Below are 15,685 nucleotides of genomic sequence, written 5' to 3' on the forward strand. Positions count from 1 at the left end.
ACGACCCTGCTCCCGGCATACAGCGATGGCGCCATGACGCTGAACATCAACTAGGCACAGAAAGGACTTGCTCTATGACGCGCGATTAGACGACCCTTCACCTTTTGTTGCCGTTCGACTGACAATTCTGCGCTCCTAAATGCGGTCAGTCAGCTTTGCGATTAGACATGCGCGGGCTCGGATGGATTCCGCCTTCTGGCCGCGGCCGCCCTATAACCGCGCCGTCGCTCAAACACATGATCGCGGTCTCTTATGAATGGCTGAACTTAAGCACCAAGCGCTTGCTTCCCGATCGAAGCTTGTTCGCCCTCAGCATCGGCGTTGCTTAGTAAGACGCCGGCTTGCCTCCCCTCCGGAATGCAACGGCGGAGATAGGGCATCCTACTGCGCAATGATCATGCGAAAGCTTCCCGCAGGCGCGGTATGAGTGACTGCCCCAGATACCGGGTATCTTCGATCGGCTCATAGCCGCTCAGGATGAAGCGGCTGATGCCTTGCGCACCATAGGCCATCAGCGCCTCGAATACCTGATCAATGCTGCCGATCAGGGAATTAATGGAGGGGCGACCGGTCGGCACCCGGCTCACACCGCTCCACATCCGGCCATCCAGGCTGTTGCGATTGGCATCGGCCAGGCCGCGCTCGATTGCTTGGCTGCGCGTTTCTCCAGGGAGAGTGAGAAAGCGCCCGTTGTCGACCACTTCTTCCATCAGTCGGCGCTGCATCGCATGTGCGCGTTCCCAGGCCTGCGCCTCCGTATCGGCAACAAGAACGCGGGTGGATATCAGGAAGTCCAGCGTGCGTCCGTACCGTGCGGCGGCGGCGCGCACGTCGGCGATCATTCCCCTGACCTGCCCGACCCCGACAGCCGGCAGTGCGTAGACATCGGCTACTTGCGCACCATGCTCCACGGCCACCGGGGACGAACCGCCCCAGAAGGTCGCTATATGCCCTGAAGTCGGACGGACGTGGGCAAAGGCGCCCTTAGCCTGATAGAACTCTCCATCGTGGTCGAAAGGTTCGGCTGACGACCATACCCTGCGCATCACGTCCACGTATTCGTGGCTGCGCCGATAGCGGACGTCCTTGGTCAGGAAATCGCCATCCGCCTGCATCTCGATGTCGTCGGCGCCGGTGATGATATGGACACCGCAGCGCCCGCCGCTCATCCGGTCGAGTATCGCGAACATGCGCGCAGCCATTGTTGGCGCTATGAAGCCCGGACGGTGCGCGATCATGAATGCCAGCTTCGTCGTCGCGGCTGCCGCCCACGTCGCGATTGGAAGGCTATCCGGTCGGTGCGCGCTGTTAGCGATGAGGACCCGGTCGAAACCGGCGTCTTCGTGGACCTTCGCGCAGTGGGCGATGAACTCCGGCTCGACTTCCTCGAAGCTCTTGGGGCGCAGGTCCGAGTACTCGTTCCAGTGCAGGATGCCGAGAATTTCACAGGCCATGATTTACTCGCTGCTGAAAGGGACGTCTATCGTTCGGAAGGAGGCGGCGCCTTGGGATGAACGGGCGTCACCGATTGCAGGTAGGCCAGCACGCTGTCCGCGAACCGTTCAGGCACTTCCAGCGGGGGATAGTGCCCAACATCGGGCATCATCAAAGTCGAGACTTGTGCGTGATGAAGGGCCTGCTGCAAGTCCGCTGCCTTTTTGGGGGGCAGGACCGGATCGCGCGCGCCCCACAACAGCAAGGTGGGTGCCGTGATCGCATCGAGCGCTTCCGCGACGCCTGCCGCGTCGTCCAGCGCTTCCACCATGGCGAGCCGGTCCGGCACCGGCTTTCGCCGGTTCATGTCATAGAATTGTGACAGCAATGCCGAAGAGGCCCGATCGGGTTCGCCGGTGTAAAAGCGGAAGAACGCCTGCCAATAGGATAGTGGGCGGTAGATCTTGCTCTTGCGTCCCTTCACGGGCGTCGACTGCGCGAGTTCGCGGGCAAGGTCGCGGCTGAGCGCAACGCCCTTGCCATCCGCCCGACCCATCGGCGTGTTGGACAGCACGAGGTGCTCGACCTTTTCGGGATGACGAGCGGCGAAGAAGAAAGCCGCGGCACCGCCGCTGGACACTCCCACCAAGGAAGCAGAGCGGACGCCCAGCTTGGTCAGCATCCTTTCCAGAACGATCACCGGGTAAAGCGGGCGGTCATAAAGCGTTTGCGGTGCAGGACCGGACAGTCCCATGTTCGGTTCGTCGTAGCGGATGACTCGATATCCCCTTGCCACCAGCCGAGGCGCTACATGGTCATAGGTCCGCAAAGATCCGCTGGACCCATGCAGAAGCACTATGACCGGACCCTTTCCCTCATCGATATAGTGAATGCGGGCATCTTCGATCTGGATGAAACGAGACTGCGGGAGGCGATAGCGTCTCTCCAGCTCGGCCTGTGTAAGATAGGCGGGCGACGGGGTTTGGGCAGCTGTCGCCGTGACGGGCAAAGACAGTCCTGCCATCAGCGCAAGGACGGGAAGGATATGCGGGAATGTCATTCGTCGCATTTGCTTTCATCTCCCTGCAGTCGGCCACGTCAGCCGATTAGGGAGCACGGAAAGCCGAGCGGTAATGAAAAGGTCGCTCGTGGCCATAGGTGGAATGCATGGCCTGCATTCGCGGTCCGAGCCGTTATGTGCCCGGAGCCATGCCCAGGGACAACTCGGTCCGGATCAACTCTGCAAGTTCGATCGCGATGGGCCGCAATGGCACGTCCGCACGATAGACCAGCCCGCAGGAGCGCAACAAAGGCATCCCTGGTACATCGAGCGCCCGCGTTCGGCTGCCTTTCATGTATTCTGCTGGCAGGACGCCCAGGTAATGTTCGGTTTCAATCATGGTGCGCATCATGGAAATGGAATCTGTCCGCAGTATCTGCGTCGGAAAGCCTGATCCACCGGCGGAGAACATGCGTCTGGCAGAGACGTCGGCATGATCGGAGTTGAGCACCACCCAAGGTTCGTGCACCAGACGATCGAAGCCGATCTGTCCCGCCACTCGGCTCAGCCGGTGATCAAAAGCCGCGTAAACGGCAGTCAGTGTGGTGAAAAGCCGTTCGAAAACGAGGCCTTTCTGCATGCGATCCAATGGCACCATCGCTGCCACAAGTTCGACCTTGCCTTCCATCATCATTGGCACAAGGTCCTCGATGAGGCCGGTCTTTAGGTGAATCGAGAGATTGGGTTGCCTGCTCGCGAATTTCGACAGGATGGGCGACATCATCAGTTCGGCCATATGGGTGCCGATACCTATGGTGATCTGGCCGCCAAGGCCTTTCGAAAGACGCGCAATTTCCGCCCGTGCATTATCTGCGCCTGCTGTCAGCGATTTGGCATATTCGTACAGTATCGAGCCGGCCACGGTCGCTGAAACGCCATTGTTACGGCGGATCAGAAGCGGTTCGCCAATGCTCTGTTCAAGCGCGTTCATGCTTCGGGTCAGGGCTGGCTGGGTCAGATGAACGGCTTTTGCAGCAGCAGAAAAGGACCGCTGATCCACAATGGCGATCAAGTGGCGCAATTGCCGCAGATCCATCAAGAACTCCTTGCTGGCCGCGCGCATGACAACCGGATCTTGCGCGAGAACGATAACTCGAAGTTATGGCCCCCCAATGAAAAGTCAATTGTGGCGGTTTTGACCCCATGACAGCCTCCCGCCAAGCCGCAAGATCGCGGTTAAGGCAAATTCAATCAGGGGGTCTCATGAGGAGATTTAAGCACCTAGCCGTCCATAATTTTGGCGCATGTACAACTACGGCTCTATTGGCCGCTGCATTATCACCGGCAGCGATGGCGCAAGTCGGCGCGGATCCGCAGGCGGAAAGCGGCACTGCCACCGATGGCGCGATCGTCGTAACTGCCCGCCGCCGTGAGGAAAAGCTGCTCGAAACGCCGGTCACGCTGTCGGTCATGTCAGCAGAGAACCTTGCCAAGCTGAACGTGCGCAACGTGCTGGACCTGCAAGCTTATACGCCCGGACTCTATGCTCAGCAGACAAGCTCTGGCCGCGTCGATCGCAGCTACAGCCAGATTACTATCCGCGGCGTCGCAGACCCGCTCAACCCCACGGTATCTGTCTTCCTTGATGGAACGCCGGTCAACTTTGACGTCATCAACAACCTTGGCAACGAAGTTTTACGTACCGAAGTGCTAAAGGGGCCGCAAAGCGCTGCATTCGGTCGGCAGTCCTTTGCGGGTGCCATCAACGTCGTGACCCGCGACCCCGGTGATGAGTTCAAGGGCGAAGTCGATGCGACCGTCGGCACGTATTCTCTTTATGACCTGCGTGCCAGCCTTGAAATACCAATCTCGGGCGATGCAGTGGCACTGCGCCTCGGCGGACGGATGTTCGGCCAGAACGGGCAGTACACCAATCCCTTCGACCAAAGCCGCCTGGGCGATCAGGAGACGCGGGTTGCCAGCGGCACTTTGGTAGTCAAACCCTTTGACGGACTGCGCCTGAAGGCATTCGGCATGTATCTGGAGGACAGCGACGGTGCGGGGCCAGGCGCGTTTTCCAGTCAGCGGCCCGTCAACACTTTCAACTGCAATGCTGGCGCGGCGCCAACGACGGTCAACAACTACTACTGCGGGAAAATCCCGCAGTTCCCGAGCAGTCAGCTTGGCCAGAATCCCGCGACGCCCGCCTTTATCAGCCAGGTCGTCAACAATTCGCTCGGCATCCTCAATCCGACGTACAAGGCGATCAACCAGCACGCCGGGCTTGAGCGCCGCGAGTTCGTGGGCAATCTGGGCATCGACTTCACCATTCCGGGGTCGGACATCGTGCTGTCTTCGCTAACCGGGTACAACAAGACCCGCTTCCAATCGAACCAGGACCTCGACGGTCGTGATACCAGCAGCCTTCCAAACAACATGGTGTCGACCATTCCGGGCTTCGTGAAGGACCCGTACATCAATTATCCAACCATGGCTATGTACCGGGAAGTCGCCGTCAGTCAGGAGTTCCGCATAACTTCTGGCGCGAACCAGCCATTCCGCTGGATGGCTGGCGTCAATTATTTCAATGTCGACAATCGCAGCTACACCGTTGCGCTTTATCCAAGCTCTATCCAGGTGTTCGGCGACGGTTCGCTCAATCGCCTGACGGACAAGAGCGTGTTCGGAAGCGCTTCCTACGACTTCTCATCACAGTTCACGCTGAACGTCGAGGGGCGTTACATTCAGGAGCAGCTCAAAGTCTTCTTCCGCAATCCCCAGACGCTGCGGACCAGTGGCAAGTATTCCCGCTTTGTGCCGCGCGTGTCGGCGCAGTACAAGTTCACTCCAGACCTGATGGGCTACGCAACTTACTCTCGCGGAATGAACAAGGGCGGATTCAACTTGTCGGTCCTGCCGCTCACGCCCGCTCAGCGGACTGAGCTTGAGCAGAAGTCGTCCGTCACTAACATCTACAGGCCTGCATTGATGGATAACTACGAGCTCGGCCTGAAGGGCGGCGTCGCCCGCCGGTTCACCTTCAGCGCTGCGGTCTTCTACGGAAAGTGGAAGGACCAGGCGATCACCAACACGGTGTCCGTAAGCAACACCGTCCCGGGGGCAGCGCCGATCTTCGTCGGCGTTACCCAGAACTCGGGCCGCAGCACGGTGAAGGGAGCCGAGATCGAGGGCAACTATCGCGCCACGGATCACCTGGACTTCAACTTCAATGCGGGCTACAACAAGGTTACGCTGAACACGACCATTCCGTGCGCCGCCTGCGTGGCGATCACCGGGCGGAACACGATCGCATCGGGGCAGCAGAACCCGGCGGCACCAGTGTTCACCAGCAACGTCGGTGCGGAATATTCGGGCGAGTTCGGTGCAGGCCATCGCTGGTTTGTCCGTGCGGACTATGCATACCGCAGCCGGATCTTCACCGATTACCAGAACATCGCCTGGATCGGCGATGCCAACCGGGTGAACATTCGTGGTGGCGTGACGCTTGGACAGTTCGACGTGCAGGTCTTCGTGAACAACGTGTTCAACGACGATGCCTATACCGGCGTCCAATCTACCACCAGCCTGCTGGGTGGCAATGCCGTCGTCCTTTCGATGCCGCTGAAGCGTAACGGCGGTCTGCGGGTGCGCACCAGCTTCTGATCGCGTCCCTCTGAGGGCTGTTTTCTGATTACCGGGAACAGCCCTGCTTCTTCATCGAGCGTGGCTGCAAATCGCCGGCGCGGCAGAGCAGGTTGCCGATAGCCTTATGGAGTATCGGCGGCTTTGCACTCTGGCGCGGCTTCGTTCTGAAACGCGTAGCCTGGGCCCGTCATGAAGTCTGCAAGGTCGCCCGCTGCCCGAGGGGCTTCCAGGGGAAGAAAATGCCCCGCGCCGGGATAAGCTATCAGGCGAGTTGGTGCCTTGGTTATAGTGGCCTGCACGCGGCAGGCGACGGACATTGGCAGCATCGAGCCTGCACCACCCCACAGGATCAAGGTCGGCACCCTGACGTCTGCAAGCTGGCCGCGGGTCTTGCGAGACCGCTGGCCATAATCGCGTGCTTCGAAGCGCAGACTTGACGTGAAGCGGTCCAGGGCCTGCGCGTTGCCGGGCTTGCGATGCATGTCGTAAGTCTCATCTATCAACTGGGGCGTCACCTTGGCGGGATCGGCGATGAGCCGATGCAGGAGATAGGAATAGAACGCGCGGGGCCGGTAAACCGGGCGGAAGACCCAGTTCTCCAGCTGCGCCATGTACCATGGGCTTTTGGGCTGGAGTTTTGGGGGTATCGGCACCAGCGGCGAATTGACCAACACCAGCCCCTCGATCTGATCCGGGTGTGCCAGCGCATAGCGCATCGATACAGCGCTGCCCGTCGATATGCCGCCGATAGCGAAAGTCTTCAGCCGATAATGCGCAGCGATCCCGGCAATAAGTTGCTCCACCCGTTGCGGGCTGTAGGCGCCCGAAGGGTCGGGGCCGGAGAGGCCATAAGGAGGCATGTCAAAGCGAATGACGCGCACTCGGCCCTTCATTCGCCTTACCCACGAATCCCAGATCCGTGCCGACTGGAAGTGTCCATGGACCAGCATCAGCACCGGCGCATCGCGCGGGCCGTCGTCCATGATGTGCAGTTCCACCCCGTCAATACGTACGTACCGTGACGATGGCTCCTGATACTTGGCCCGCAAGTCCTCCAGCGATATCGCGAACATGCCCGACCTGGCAGAGACTGCCAGTGCAATGACGGCGAGCAGTACAAGCCCGATACTACCGAAAATCCATCTGCGCATGCCCATACCCCCTTAGCTGGCGTTGATCCGATTATCGGCAGGCGCCTGCAGGCCGACCAATTGAAAATCCGACAAGGGCAATGCGTGAAACGTATGGCGTCACTATGCCAGGCCGCGTGTGATTTCTTCCAGCGAGAAGCGCAGCGCTCCGGTCATGTAGGCGCGGCGACGAGTGATCAGGCACAAGTCAGTGGTGATGGGCGGAATGTCTGTCTCCAGTTCCACCAAAACCTCATCGGCGGCCTGCTGATCTTCAACGCGCGTCATCATGATCAGCATGTCGCTTTCCAGCGCAATCATGCGCAACATGGTTGGGGCGACGCATCGCACGCGGATATTGCGAAAGACTTCCTCGCCGCCAAGCATCTGTCGGTAGTAATTGTCCGCCCCCGGCTGGTCGAGGATTGCCCAGGGCATGCATGCCAGCTCCTTGCGCGACACCTTGCCCTTGCGCGCGTAAGGATGCTCGGGCCGCACCATTACGGCCATGACGAGCTTCGCCACTGACTTGTAGCTCAGGTCGTGGACGTCAAGATCCGGGCGACCGAGATCGATGATCGCATCGAGTTCGCCGCGGCGCAATTTTGCCAGCTGAGAGTCCTGTACGTCATAATCCAGCGAAACGCGCAGGTCCTCTCGCAGCAGGGACAATCTGCCAATGCTGCGTGCCACTGGCGCCAGAAGCGCGCTCTCGCCCAAGCCCAGCCGGACATGACCCAGCCGTCCCGCCTTCATCGCCGACACATCGTCCTTGGCCTGCAACGTGCCGGCAATGATGCTGCGGGCATGCTCCGCAAAGGCTTCGCCGTAGCGCGTAGGCACCACGCCACCATGGCTTCTTTCCAGCAGATCGACCTTGAGCGTCAACTCCAGCATTCGAATACTACGCGAAAGCGTAGGCTGGGTGACGTTCTGGTCCCGCGCTGCCTGTGTCATCGACCCTGTATCTAGCGCTGCAAGGAAATGCCGCATCTGCCGCAACTGCATGGCCGCCTCCATAGAATTTCTGAATAGAGGAAGCGCTACATTGCATTGGCGCGCATAGCCCGGAACCTGCATCTGTTCGTCTGACAACCAAAGGAGGCGCGACAGGGATGCAGGGAAGTGGGACCGGCGCAGCAGCGGCAATCTCTACTGAACAGGGCATCAGTGCAGTCACGGTATCGGCGGGCGACCACGCGGCGGACGCGCCGCTGAGCCGGGGTCTGCAGATGGGCTGGGCTTTCGGCTCGGTCGGCAGCACGACGATCCTTTACGTCGTGAACGTCATGTTCCTCTACTTCATGGTGGCGCACCTGGGCATCGCACCTGCCATTGCAGGGTCGATCATGATGTTCGCACGCATATATGACGCCATCGCGGATCTGATGATCGGATACGGGAGCGATCGCACGAAAAGTCGCTGGGGTCGCAGGCGCCCCTGGATGGCGGCTGGCACATTGTTCGGTGCGATGGGCATGGCTGCCTTGTTCCTGCCCCCGCTGGCATCGGCATCGGGAGCTGTGACTGGCCAGATCGTCCTGGTACTGGTCCTGTTGTTCACCGGATATTCCACCTTTTCCATTCCCGCTTCCGCCATGGCGACCGAGATGACCACCAGCTACCAGGGCAGGACGTCCCTGATGGCTTACCGCACCTTCTTCATTCAGGTTGCAGGGCTGGTCGGCGCTTCGGCTGCGCCCGCAATGGTGGCCTGGGGCGGCGGGACCGGCAACGCCTATCTCGCCATGGGCATGGTGATGGCGGTGGTGGTTTTCGTAAGCATGGGAACCGCCGTGTTAACGACCTCTTCGGCCCGCGAGACCGTACGCACCGATCATGGCCTGCCCAGCAGCCAGCAGATCGTCAGCCTGCTTGGTAATCGGCCATTCCTCGTGCTCTTGGCGGTCAAGTTCTGCGGCTACATTGCCACAGCAGCCATGGGAGCTGCGGGCCTTTTCTTCATGCGCGACGTCGTGCAGCGCGGCGAGGCAGGCATGTCGCAATACGCCTTCATCAGCGCGATCACCGGCATGGCGTGCGTGCCGCTATGGCGCTTCATCGCGCGGCTCGGCCGTAAGGAGCACATTGCGACCGGCGCCTATCTTTTGCTTGCGACGACGAGCCTGAGCTGGGTCGTAGCCGGTCCCGCCGAAAGTGATGCGATCTTTTGGGCGCGCGCCGCCCTCACCGGGATCGCGACGACAGGCGGCCTGCTGATGGCCTTGTCGATGCTGCCGGACACCATCGAGCACGATTTTCATCGCACGGGCCTTCGGCGAGAAGGTGTTTATGCCGCGCTGTTCGAATTCTTCCAGAAAGGGGCCTTCGCCGTAGGCCCCTTCATCGTCGGGCTTTTTCTTAGCGCCAACGGGTATCGGGCTTCCACGGGTACCGCCATCGTGCAGGGACGCGATGCGGTCGACTCGGTGCGCCTGACCATGAGCGTGCTGCCTGCCCTGGCTTATGGCGCCTCAATCGTGCTGCTGCTCGGCTTCTATCGTTCCCCGCGATCCGAGGCCTGATCCTTTTCAACCAACAGGATATCTTCATGCCGATCGAAATTATCGGGACATTCAGCCATCGCGACTCATCGGAAAGCCATCCTGCGCCGATGGGGCAGGTTGATACCGACTTCATCCGAACCTTGACGCAGTCCTTCGAACGCAACGGTTTCGACCGCGTCCTGATCGCGCAGGCAGCAAGCTGGCCCGACGGCATCGTCTTCGCTTCGCACGTAGCCGCCTTCACCGAAAAATTGAAGTTCATGATCGCGCACCGTCCCGGCTTCATCGCTCCGACTATGGCCGCGCGCATGTTCGCCACGCTTGACAGGGTGAGCGAGGGGCGGGTAGGCGTTCACGTCATCTCTGCCCCTAGCGACACCGAAACGCAGGCCGACGGCGATTTCCTGACTCGAGACGAACGTCATTTGCGCAGTGGTGAGTACATCGAACTCATGCAGCGCGTATGGCGGGGCGAAACCTTCGATCACGAGGGTACATTCTTCCGCTTTCGTGGAGCGCACTCCGCCGTCATCCCGCAGCAGGACGAAGGGATACCGATCTTCTTCGGGGGTCTTTCGGAGAATGCCCTGACGGTGGCGGGCGCTCACGCAGATATCTATGCGTTCGGCGTCGACACTCTTGCGAACAGCGGTGCTTTGATCGACCGCGTCCGAAGTGAAGCCTCGCGCGCCGGTCGCGAGATCGACTTCTGCATGTCCACCCGCATAATCCTCGGTGAAACGGAAGAAGCCGCATGGGACAAGGCGGGCGAGGTCCTTGAGCAGGTGACGGCGTCCGTTGCGGACCTGGACCAACGTGGCCTGGCGCTCAGCACTCTTGGCAAGGCCGAACGGATCGAAGCGATGGCGGCTGAAGGCATGTTGCTGGACGACTGCTTGTGGATCGGCATTAACAAGGCGACCCGGTTTGAGAAAGCTGCAACAACGCTGGTGGGTACAGTGGAGCAGGTGTCAGATGCACTGATGCGCTACCATGCACTGGGGGTTCGCCGGTTCCTGATCAGCGGCTATTCTCTCCTCGACGATATCGTCGAGTTTGGCCGCACCCTCATCCCCGTCATGAGAGAAAAAGCGGAGAAAACATTCATCTAGGCCTAATCGGTCTTTTCGCCAGCGAGTTATCGATTCTTTTGCGACCGCTGAGGGATTAAATCCTTATACCTAGGTACGGAAGGTCCGTTATCCCGGCAGGTGGCGACCAGCTGGCGCCGTTCCGATGAGGAAGCAGCTATGTCCGCTCATGACCCTTGCAGCGGTTTCGACCGTCGACCCTTGTCGGTCATTCCGCCGCTGATTATGCGCTCCTAGGTGCGGACCGGCATCTGTGGATGGCTCCCGCGTTGCAAGTACAAATTGATGCTTGACGCTCGGTTGGTTGCAGTCATCTGTCCGGCCTGTTTTGCAGTCGGTAGAGACTGCTGGCCCTGATGGGGTTCGCGAGTTGGGTCCAATCAGCTTTGCAGGCTATTATGCCTCTGCCAGTCCTCGGGGTGTCCCAGCTCCCGGTCTGCCGGTATCGCCATCACATCGCATCGCGCTTACAACATCGTGAAGCTGATCTGCGTCAGCTAAGTCCGTTAGCCCTCTAATGCTGAGGCATGATGTGCTTGGTAGGTCTGACCGCGTGTCATGAGTGCCCATACGATGCGCGCCATCTTATTGGCCATAGCCACGGTCGCCACTCTTGCCGGCTTCCTCGCTAAGAGCGCAAGAAGGCGTGGATCTGCGGTCTGCGGTTTCGATTTGGCGTATCGGACCAGTGCGGTCGCGCCGATCACAAGCAACTGACGCAAATATTTGTCTCCCATTTTTGTGATCCGGCCGAGACGCTCTTTGCCGCCAGTCGAGTTCTGAAGCGGTGTCAGGCCAAGCCAGGCTGCAAACTGACGGCCTGATTTAAACTGGTGAGGGTCGGTAACGGACGCTGACAGGGCTGTAGCACCGATGGGTCCGATGCCTGGAATGGTGGACAACCGCCGCGCGACATCATCACTGCGTTGCAGAGCCGTGAGCGCCTTGTCGATTTCTCGAAGTCGAACATGGGTGTCGAGGGTTTGCTGAGACAGCATGGCGACGACCATCGTCGCCTCTGTCGGCAGACCTAAGTCAATCTCTCGATCGACAATTTGACGCCCCATGGACAGCGCCTTTTCAACACCTGCGGGAATCGCAATGCCAAACTCTGCGAGCGTGGCGCGTATCATGTTCACGAGTTGCGTCCGCTGCCCTACCAACAAACTCCGCGCGCGATGCAATGATAAAGCGGACTGCTGCTCGCGAGATTTAACAGCGACGAAGCGCATCGTGGGACGGGTTACGGCTTCGCAGATCGCCTCGACGTCGGCAGCATCGTTCTTGCCTCGTTTCACATAGGGTTTGACGTAGGCTGGCGGCATCAGACGTACCTTATGTCCAAGACCAACCAGTTCCCGCGCCCAATGATGCGACGTGCCGCATGCCTCAACTCCGACGAGACAGGGCGAAAGCTTGGCAAAGAACGGCAACAGCTGGGCACGGCGTAGCGTTTTGCGGACAAGCACATCACCTGCCGCATTAATGCCGTGAACTTGGAAAACATTCTTGGCCACATCCAGGCCGATCGTACTAATCTCCATGGCGGATGGCTCCTTTGCTCGGGTTTGCATGACAGCAACCCATCTTGGCACTTAGATGCCGTGAGCGGGAGCCATCCACCTCATCAGCTCTTCCCATTCAGAAAGCCTTGGACGGGCCGACCACGTCATAGCTGAAAGCCCGCTGCCTTGCGTTTGAAAGCCGCAACCGAACGGCAAATGTGGGCGCAAGGCGGCGATTGAGAGGTGTATCAAGCGACCGCGGGTATCCGACGCGTTGCAGCCGCTTTACCGTCGACTTTTATGAAACGCTTAGCAGCCGTTTTCAGCGCTCCAGGTGCGAACGGTCTGCAAACCTAGCCCTTCACCGGAAACCCTCTTAACTGGGACCGGCGTGGCCATTTACGATCGAAATGGTGACGAACATCCTACGCGCTTCTCGCGATCTAAGGCCATCTTCTGCCGGCATCCCGGAGGCTTCGGCGAAACGGGCAGAACTCCGCTCACTTGCTTACCTCCGGTGTGTCCGATTGATCGCCTATTCCTCAGGCGCCATGTTATTTCGATTGTTGAGACCTTAGCTTCAAGACAAAGCGATGTAGGTCGGCACTAAGATCGGCTAATCCCTTTTCATCCTCGAAAACGGAGTGCCCCGCCGCATAGTGCGCATACGTCACGCGATTGACTGGCACGCCGGCCTGCTCCAGCGCGAACTGCCCTGCATAGACTGGCGTGGTGATGTCGTAGAACCCGCCACCGGCGAAGACAATCAGGCCCGGTCGCGCTTCCATCGCCGCCTTCAGATAAGGCGCGAAGGACATCGCGCGATAACTGCCGCCATACTCCTTGTCCCAGTCCCACTTGAAATTGATGCCGAGGTTGAGGCTTCGATAGGCGCTCGGCGGCGCATAACGTAGCTCATCCTTGAGGTAGCTTTCGATCCCGGCGCTGGTGCCCGAGCCGAGCGACATCGACGGATCGTCGAACGGCGGGCGCAGGTTCGATTCCGCGATGGCGCGCGTCGCCCGGCCATCGAGCTGGCCGGTGCGCAGGCCCTTCTCAGCCAGCAGGTTCAGCATGAAGTCGTAGTTGTCGAGCCGCAGGTTCTTTGCGTCGATCGTCGCGGCGGGGATGCCAATCAACGCGGACATTCGCTCGGCAACCTGCCTGCGCTGGGCTTCCGGCAGCGACGGACCGCGCATCAGGGCGGAGGCATATTCGGTCTGGGCGAAGCTCAGCGCCTCGGCGTAGTGCTGGGCGACTGTGCGCCCTCCCCGGTCGATGGAGTCATGATACCAGGCGACGGCAGCGAAAGTTGGGAGGTGCATCGCTTCGGACAGCACCGGCCCGTCCGCATCGCCGATCGCGAGGGACAACAGTACGACGCCCGCAGGCAACGGCTTCTTCGCCTTCATGTCCTCGTTCAAGATCGCCAGCGCGCGCGAGGTGCCGTAGCTCTCGCCGACCAGCACGCGCGGGGAAGCGGTGCGGCCGTTGGCCTGCACCCATGCCTCGATCATCACCGAAACACCGCGAGCATCCCCGCCGACGCCCCAGTAGCCGGTGGCGTCCCGATTCTTCACCGGCATGCTTGCGCCCGTGCCGACCGGATCGATGAAGACGAGGTCGGCGATGTCGAGCATGCTGTGCGGGTTGTCCTCCAGATGCGCCGCATCACCCTTGCCGACCATGCGGCGAGGTCCCAGCGCCTGCATGTGCAGCGGCGAGGACGACGCGCCCGGCCCCCCGTTGAACACGAAGAGGATCGGGCGGGTTGCCGGGTCGCCCTTCACCTGCGCCACATAGGCATAGCTCACCGCCACCGCGACCGGCGCGCCGTCAGGCCCCGGCATCGGCAGTTCGGTGACGATGGCCTTGTAGGCCAGCTTGCGCCCTGCGATCTTCGCGGAGTGGTCAGTCACGACGACGCGGCTGGTCGCACTTTCACGCGAGACCATCGGCTCCATCGCGCGCAGGAACGCGGGCGACATCGGCGCATCGCCGTCCTGCGCGTGGGTCGCGATGGAGGTCGTCGCAAGGAGCATGGCAGCAATAACGGAGAAGTGGCGCATGGACGTTTCCTGCAAGAGCGGAGGATGAAGATCAGGCGCGCGGCAGCGCGGCGAGCAGGCGGTCGATGTCCTGTTCGTCGTTGAACACCGAAGGGCAGACCCGGAAGCGGTTGCGCGACAGGGTGATGCGCACGTTCGCGGCCTTCAGCGGCTCGGACAGCTTGGCATAGGCCCCCTCCAGCGCACAGGTGACGAGCGGCGTACGCGACCCTTCGGGAGTGGCGATGGCATAGCCCTTGTCCGCCAGCCCCTTGCGCAGCCGCGCCAGCAGCGGCAGGCGATGCGCCACCATCCGGTCTATGCCGAGGCCGAGGATGTAGTTCAGCGACCAGTCGAGCTGTGCTAGCACGGTATGCGAGCGGGTGCCGCCTGCGAACATCCCCTCCATGTCGCCGCGCGGCGTGGTGTCTGCGATGCTCTCGCCCGGCGGGTCGAAGGGATAGACATGCGGCGCGAACCCGGCGAGCTGGTAGTAGCCGAAATGGGTGCGCTTCAGCTTCTCGCGCAGATCGGCGCGAGCATAGAGGAAGCCCAGTCCGAAATCGCCCATGAGCCACTTGTAGCTGGCGCTCGCGGCGAAATCGACGCCGCTGGCGCGCACGTCGATGGGGATCGTGCCCGCCGCGTGGATGATGTCCGCATAGACGAGCGCGCCGCGCGCGTGGGCGATATCGCAGATGCGCTTCAGGTCGTGCTCGAACCCGTTGTAGGTCGATACGAGCGAGAGCGCGACGAGCCGCGTCCCCGACGTGATCGCCCGCTCGTAGGCCTCGACGGAGATGCGCCCGCCCTCGGGGCGGAGCCATGCCACGTTGACGCCCTGCCTCGCCAGTTCCTCGTAGAGATAGAACGAGCCGAAGAAGTGCAATGTATCGGTGACGATGCGCCCCCCGCCGCGCGGAAAGTCCAGGGCCTCGATCACCAGTTGCTCGCCCGCCGTGGTGCTCTGGACGAAGGCGAGTTCCTCCGGCGTCGCGTTGATGAGACGCGCGAAGTTCTCCTTCACGCGCTTCTCGACCTCGTCGGTGGGATAGTGCCCTTCCATGCCCACACGCTGGTCGAGATAGCGCTGCACGGCGGCGCGCGCACCCAGCGGGATCGGATGCATCGTGCCGCTGTCGAGATAGCCTGCCACGGACGGCGCAAAGGCGGCGCGGTCGGGGAACTGCACCGGCCTCGCAGCGACCGCCGCGCGTGCGGCGATCGGCACCATCGGCACCGCGCCCGCTACGGCCAGCACGCCGCGCCGTGTCATTCCTGTCGTTCTCATGCGCGCTTCCGTTTCCATCCTGATGCACACTAAC

General features: G+C 60.9%; 11 protein-coding genes. 3 read left to right on the top strand and 8 right to left on the bottom strand.

The window, feature by feature from the left end; translation table 11 throughout:
• Window positions 1–395: 395 nt before the first annotated feature.
• From GGR40_RS20540 to GGR40_RS20550, 3 genes are all read right to left on the bottom strand, one after another.
• Entirely contained in the window at window positions 396–1,454 is a 1,059-nt protein-coding gene (locus GGR40_RS20540) for an LLM class flavin-dependent oxidoreductase (protein ID WP_429278119.1), read from the bottom strand.
• A 26-nt stretch (window positions 1,455–1,480) separates the two neighbouring features.
• Window positions 1,481–2,503, bottom strand: coding sequence for an alpha/beta fold hydrolase (locus tag GGR40_RS20545; RefSeq protein ID WP_429278120.1), 1,023 nt, complete (start codon window positions 2,501–2,503; stop codon window positions 1,481–1,483).
• 124 nt (window positions 2,504–2,627) lie between these two features.
• On the bottom strand, window positions 2,628–3,557 hold the full coding sequence (locus GGR40_RS20550) for a LysR family transcriptional regulator (protein ID WP_429278121.1): 930 nt from the start codon (window positions 3,555–3,557) through the stop codon (window positions 2,628–2,630).
• Window positions 3,558–3,637: 80 nt separating this feature from the next.
• Here GGR40_RS20550 and GGR40_RS20555 point away from each other — a divergent pair, with 80 nt between their 5' ends.
• Window positions 3,638–6,097: a TonB-dependent receptor gene (locus tag GGR40_RS20555; RefSeq protein ID WP_429278122.1), complete on the top strand. Its 2,460-nt coding sequence runs from the start codon at window positions 3,638–3,640 to the stop codon at window positions 6,095–6,097.
• A gap of 104 nt (window positions 6,098–6,201) precedes the next feature.
• Here the strand turns inward: GGR40_RS20555 and GGR40_RS20560 are convergent, their stop codons facing one another.
• Window positions 6,202–7,230: an alpha/beta fold hydrolase gene (locus GGR40_RS20560; protein ID WP_429278123.1), complete on the bottom strand. Its 1,029-nt coding sequence runs from the start codon at window positions 7,228–7,230 to the stop codon at window positions 6,202–6,204.
• Window positions 7,231–7,332: 102 nt separating this feature from the next.
• Entirely contained in the window at window positions 7,333–8,217 is an 885-nt protein-coding gene (locus GGR40_RS20565; protein ID WP_429278124.1) for a LysR family transcriptional regulator, read from the bottom strand.
• Window positions 8,218–8,441: 224 nt separating this feature from the next.
• Between GGR40_RS20565 and GGR40_RS20570 the strand changes: the two genes are divergently transcribed.
• Together GGR40_RS20570 and GGR40_RS20575 are read left to right on the top strand one after the other, a co-directional pair.
• Window positions 8,442–9,734, top strand: a complete 1,293-nt coding sequence (locus GGR40_RS20570) for an MFS transporter (RefSeq protein ID WP_429278180.1) — start codon at window positions 8,442–8,444, stop codon at window positions 9,732–9,734.
• A 26-nt stretch (window positions 9,735–9,760) separates the two neighbouring features.
• Window positions 9,761–10,828, top strand: coding sequence for an LLM class flavin-dependent oxidoreductase (locus GGR40_RS20575; RefSeq protein WP_429278125.1), 1,068 nt, complete (start codon window positions 9,761–9,763; stop codon window positions 10,826–10,828).
• Window positions 10,829–11,313: 485 nt separating this feature from the next.
• On the opposite strand, the gene GGR40_RS20580 is transcribed toward GGR40_RS20575, so the two are convergent.
• From GGR40_RS20580 to GGR40_RS20590, 3 genes are all read right to left on the bottom strand, one after another.
• A complete protein-coding gene (locus tag GGR40_RS20580) occupies window positions 11,314–12,351 on the bottom strand; it encodes an IS110 family RNA-guided transposase (protein WP_429278126.1) in 1,038 nt (345 codons plus the stop codon).
• A gap of 515 nt (window positions 12,352–12,866) precedes the next feature.
• Complete coding sequence (locus GGR40_RS20585; protein WP_429278127.1) at window positions 12,867–14,381, bottom strand: S10 family serine carboxypeptidase-like protein; 1,515 nt, start codon at window positions 14,379–14,381, stop codon at window positions 12,867–12,869.
• A gap of 31 nt (window positions 14,382–14,412) precedes the next feature.
• On the bottom strand, window positions 14,413–15,651 hold the full coding sequence (locus tag GGR40_RS20590; protein WP_429278128.1) for an aminotransferase class V-fold PLP-dependent enzyme: 1,239 nt from the start codon (window positions 15,649–15,651) through the stop codon (window positions 14,413–14,415).
• Window positions 15,652–15,685: the final 34 nt, after the last annotated feature.

Origin of the sequence: Novosphingobium gossypii (assembly GCF_050433305.1) — a bacterium.
Lineage (GTDB): Bacteria > Pseudomonadota > Alphaproteobacteria > Sphingomonadales > Sphingomonadaceae > Novosphingobium > Novosphingobium gossypii.

Excerpts from the sequence above, each read along its gene's own strand:
- GGR40_RS20540 (WP_429278119.1), bottom strand. The coding sequence starts at position 1,454 with ATGGCCTGTGAAATTCTCGGCATCCTGCACTGGAACGAGTACTCGGAC.
- GGR40_RS20545 (WP_429278120.1), bottom strand. The coding sequence starts at position 2,503 with ATGCGACGAATGACATTCCCGCATATCCTTCCCGTCCTTGCGCTGATG.
- GGR40_RS20550 (WP_429278121.1), bottom strand. The coding sequence starts at position 3,557 with ATGCGCGCGGCCAGCAAGGAGTTCTTGATGGATCTGCGGCAATTGCGC.
- GGR40_RS20555 (WP_429278122.1), top strand. The coding sequence starts at position 3,638 with ATGACAGCCTCCCGCCAAGCCGCAAGATCGCGGTTAAGGCAAATTCAA.
- GGR40_RS20560 (WP_429278123.1), bottom strand. The coding sequence starts at position 7,230 with ATGCGCAGATGGATTTTCGGTAGTATCGGGCTTGTACTGCTCGCCGTC.
- GGR40_RS20565 (WP_429278124.1), bottom strand. The coding sequence starts at position 8,217 with ATGCAGTTGCGGCAGATGCGGCATTTCCTTGCAGCGCTAGATACAGGG.
- GGR40_RS20570 (WP_429278180.1), top strand. The coding sequence starts at position 8,442 with ATGGGCTGGGCTTTCGGCTCGGTCGGCAGCACGACGATCCTTTACGTC.
- GGR40_RS20575 (WP_429278125.1), top strand. The coding sequence starts at position 9,761 with ATGCCGATCGAAATTATCGGGACATTCAGCCATCGCGACTCATCGGAA.
- GGR40_RS20580 (WP_429278126.1), bottom strand. The coding sequence starts at position 12,351 with ATGGAGATTAGTACGATCGGCCTGGATGTGGCCAAGAATGTTTTCCAA.
- GGR40_RS20585 (WP_429278127.1), bottom strand. The coding sequence starts at position 14,381 with ATGCGCCACTTCTCCGTTATTGCTGCCATGCTCCTTGCGACGACCTCC.
- GGR40_RS20590 (WP_429278128.1), bottom strand. The coding sequence starts at position 15,651 with ATGAGAACGACAGGAATGACACGGCGCGGCGTGCTGGCCGTAGCGGGC.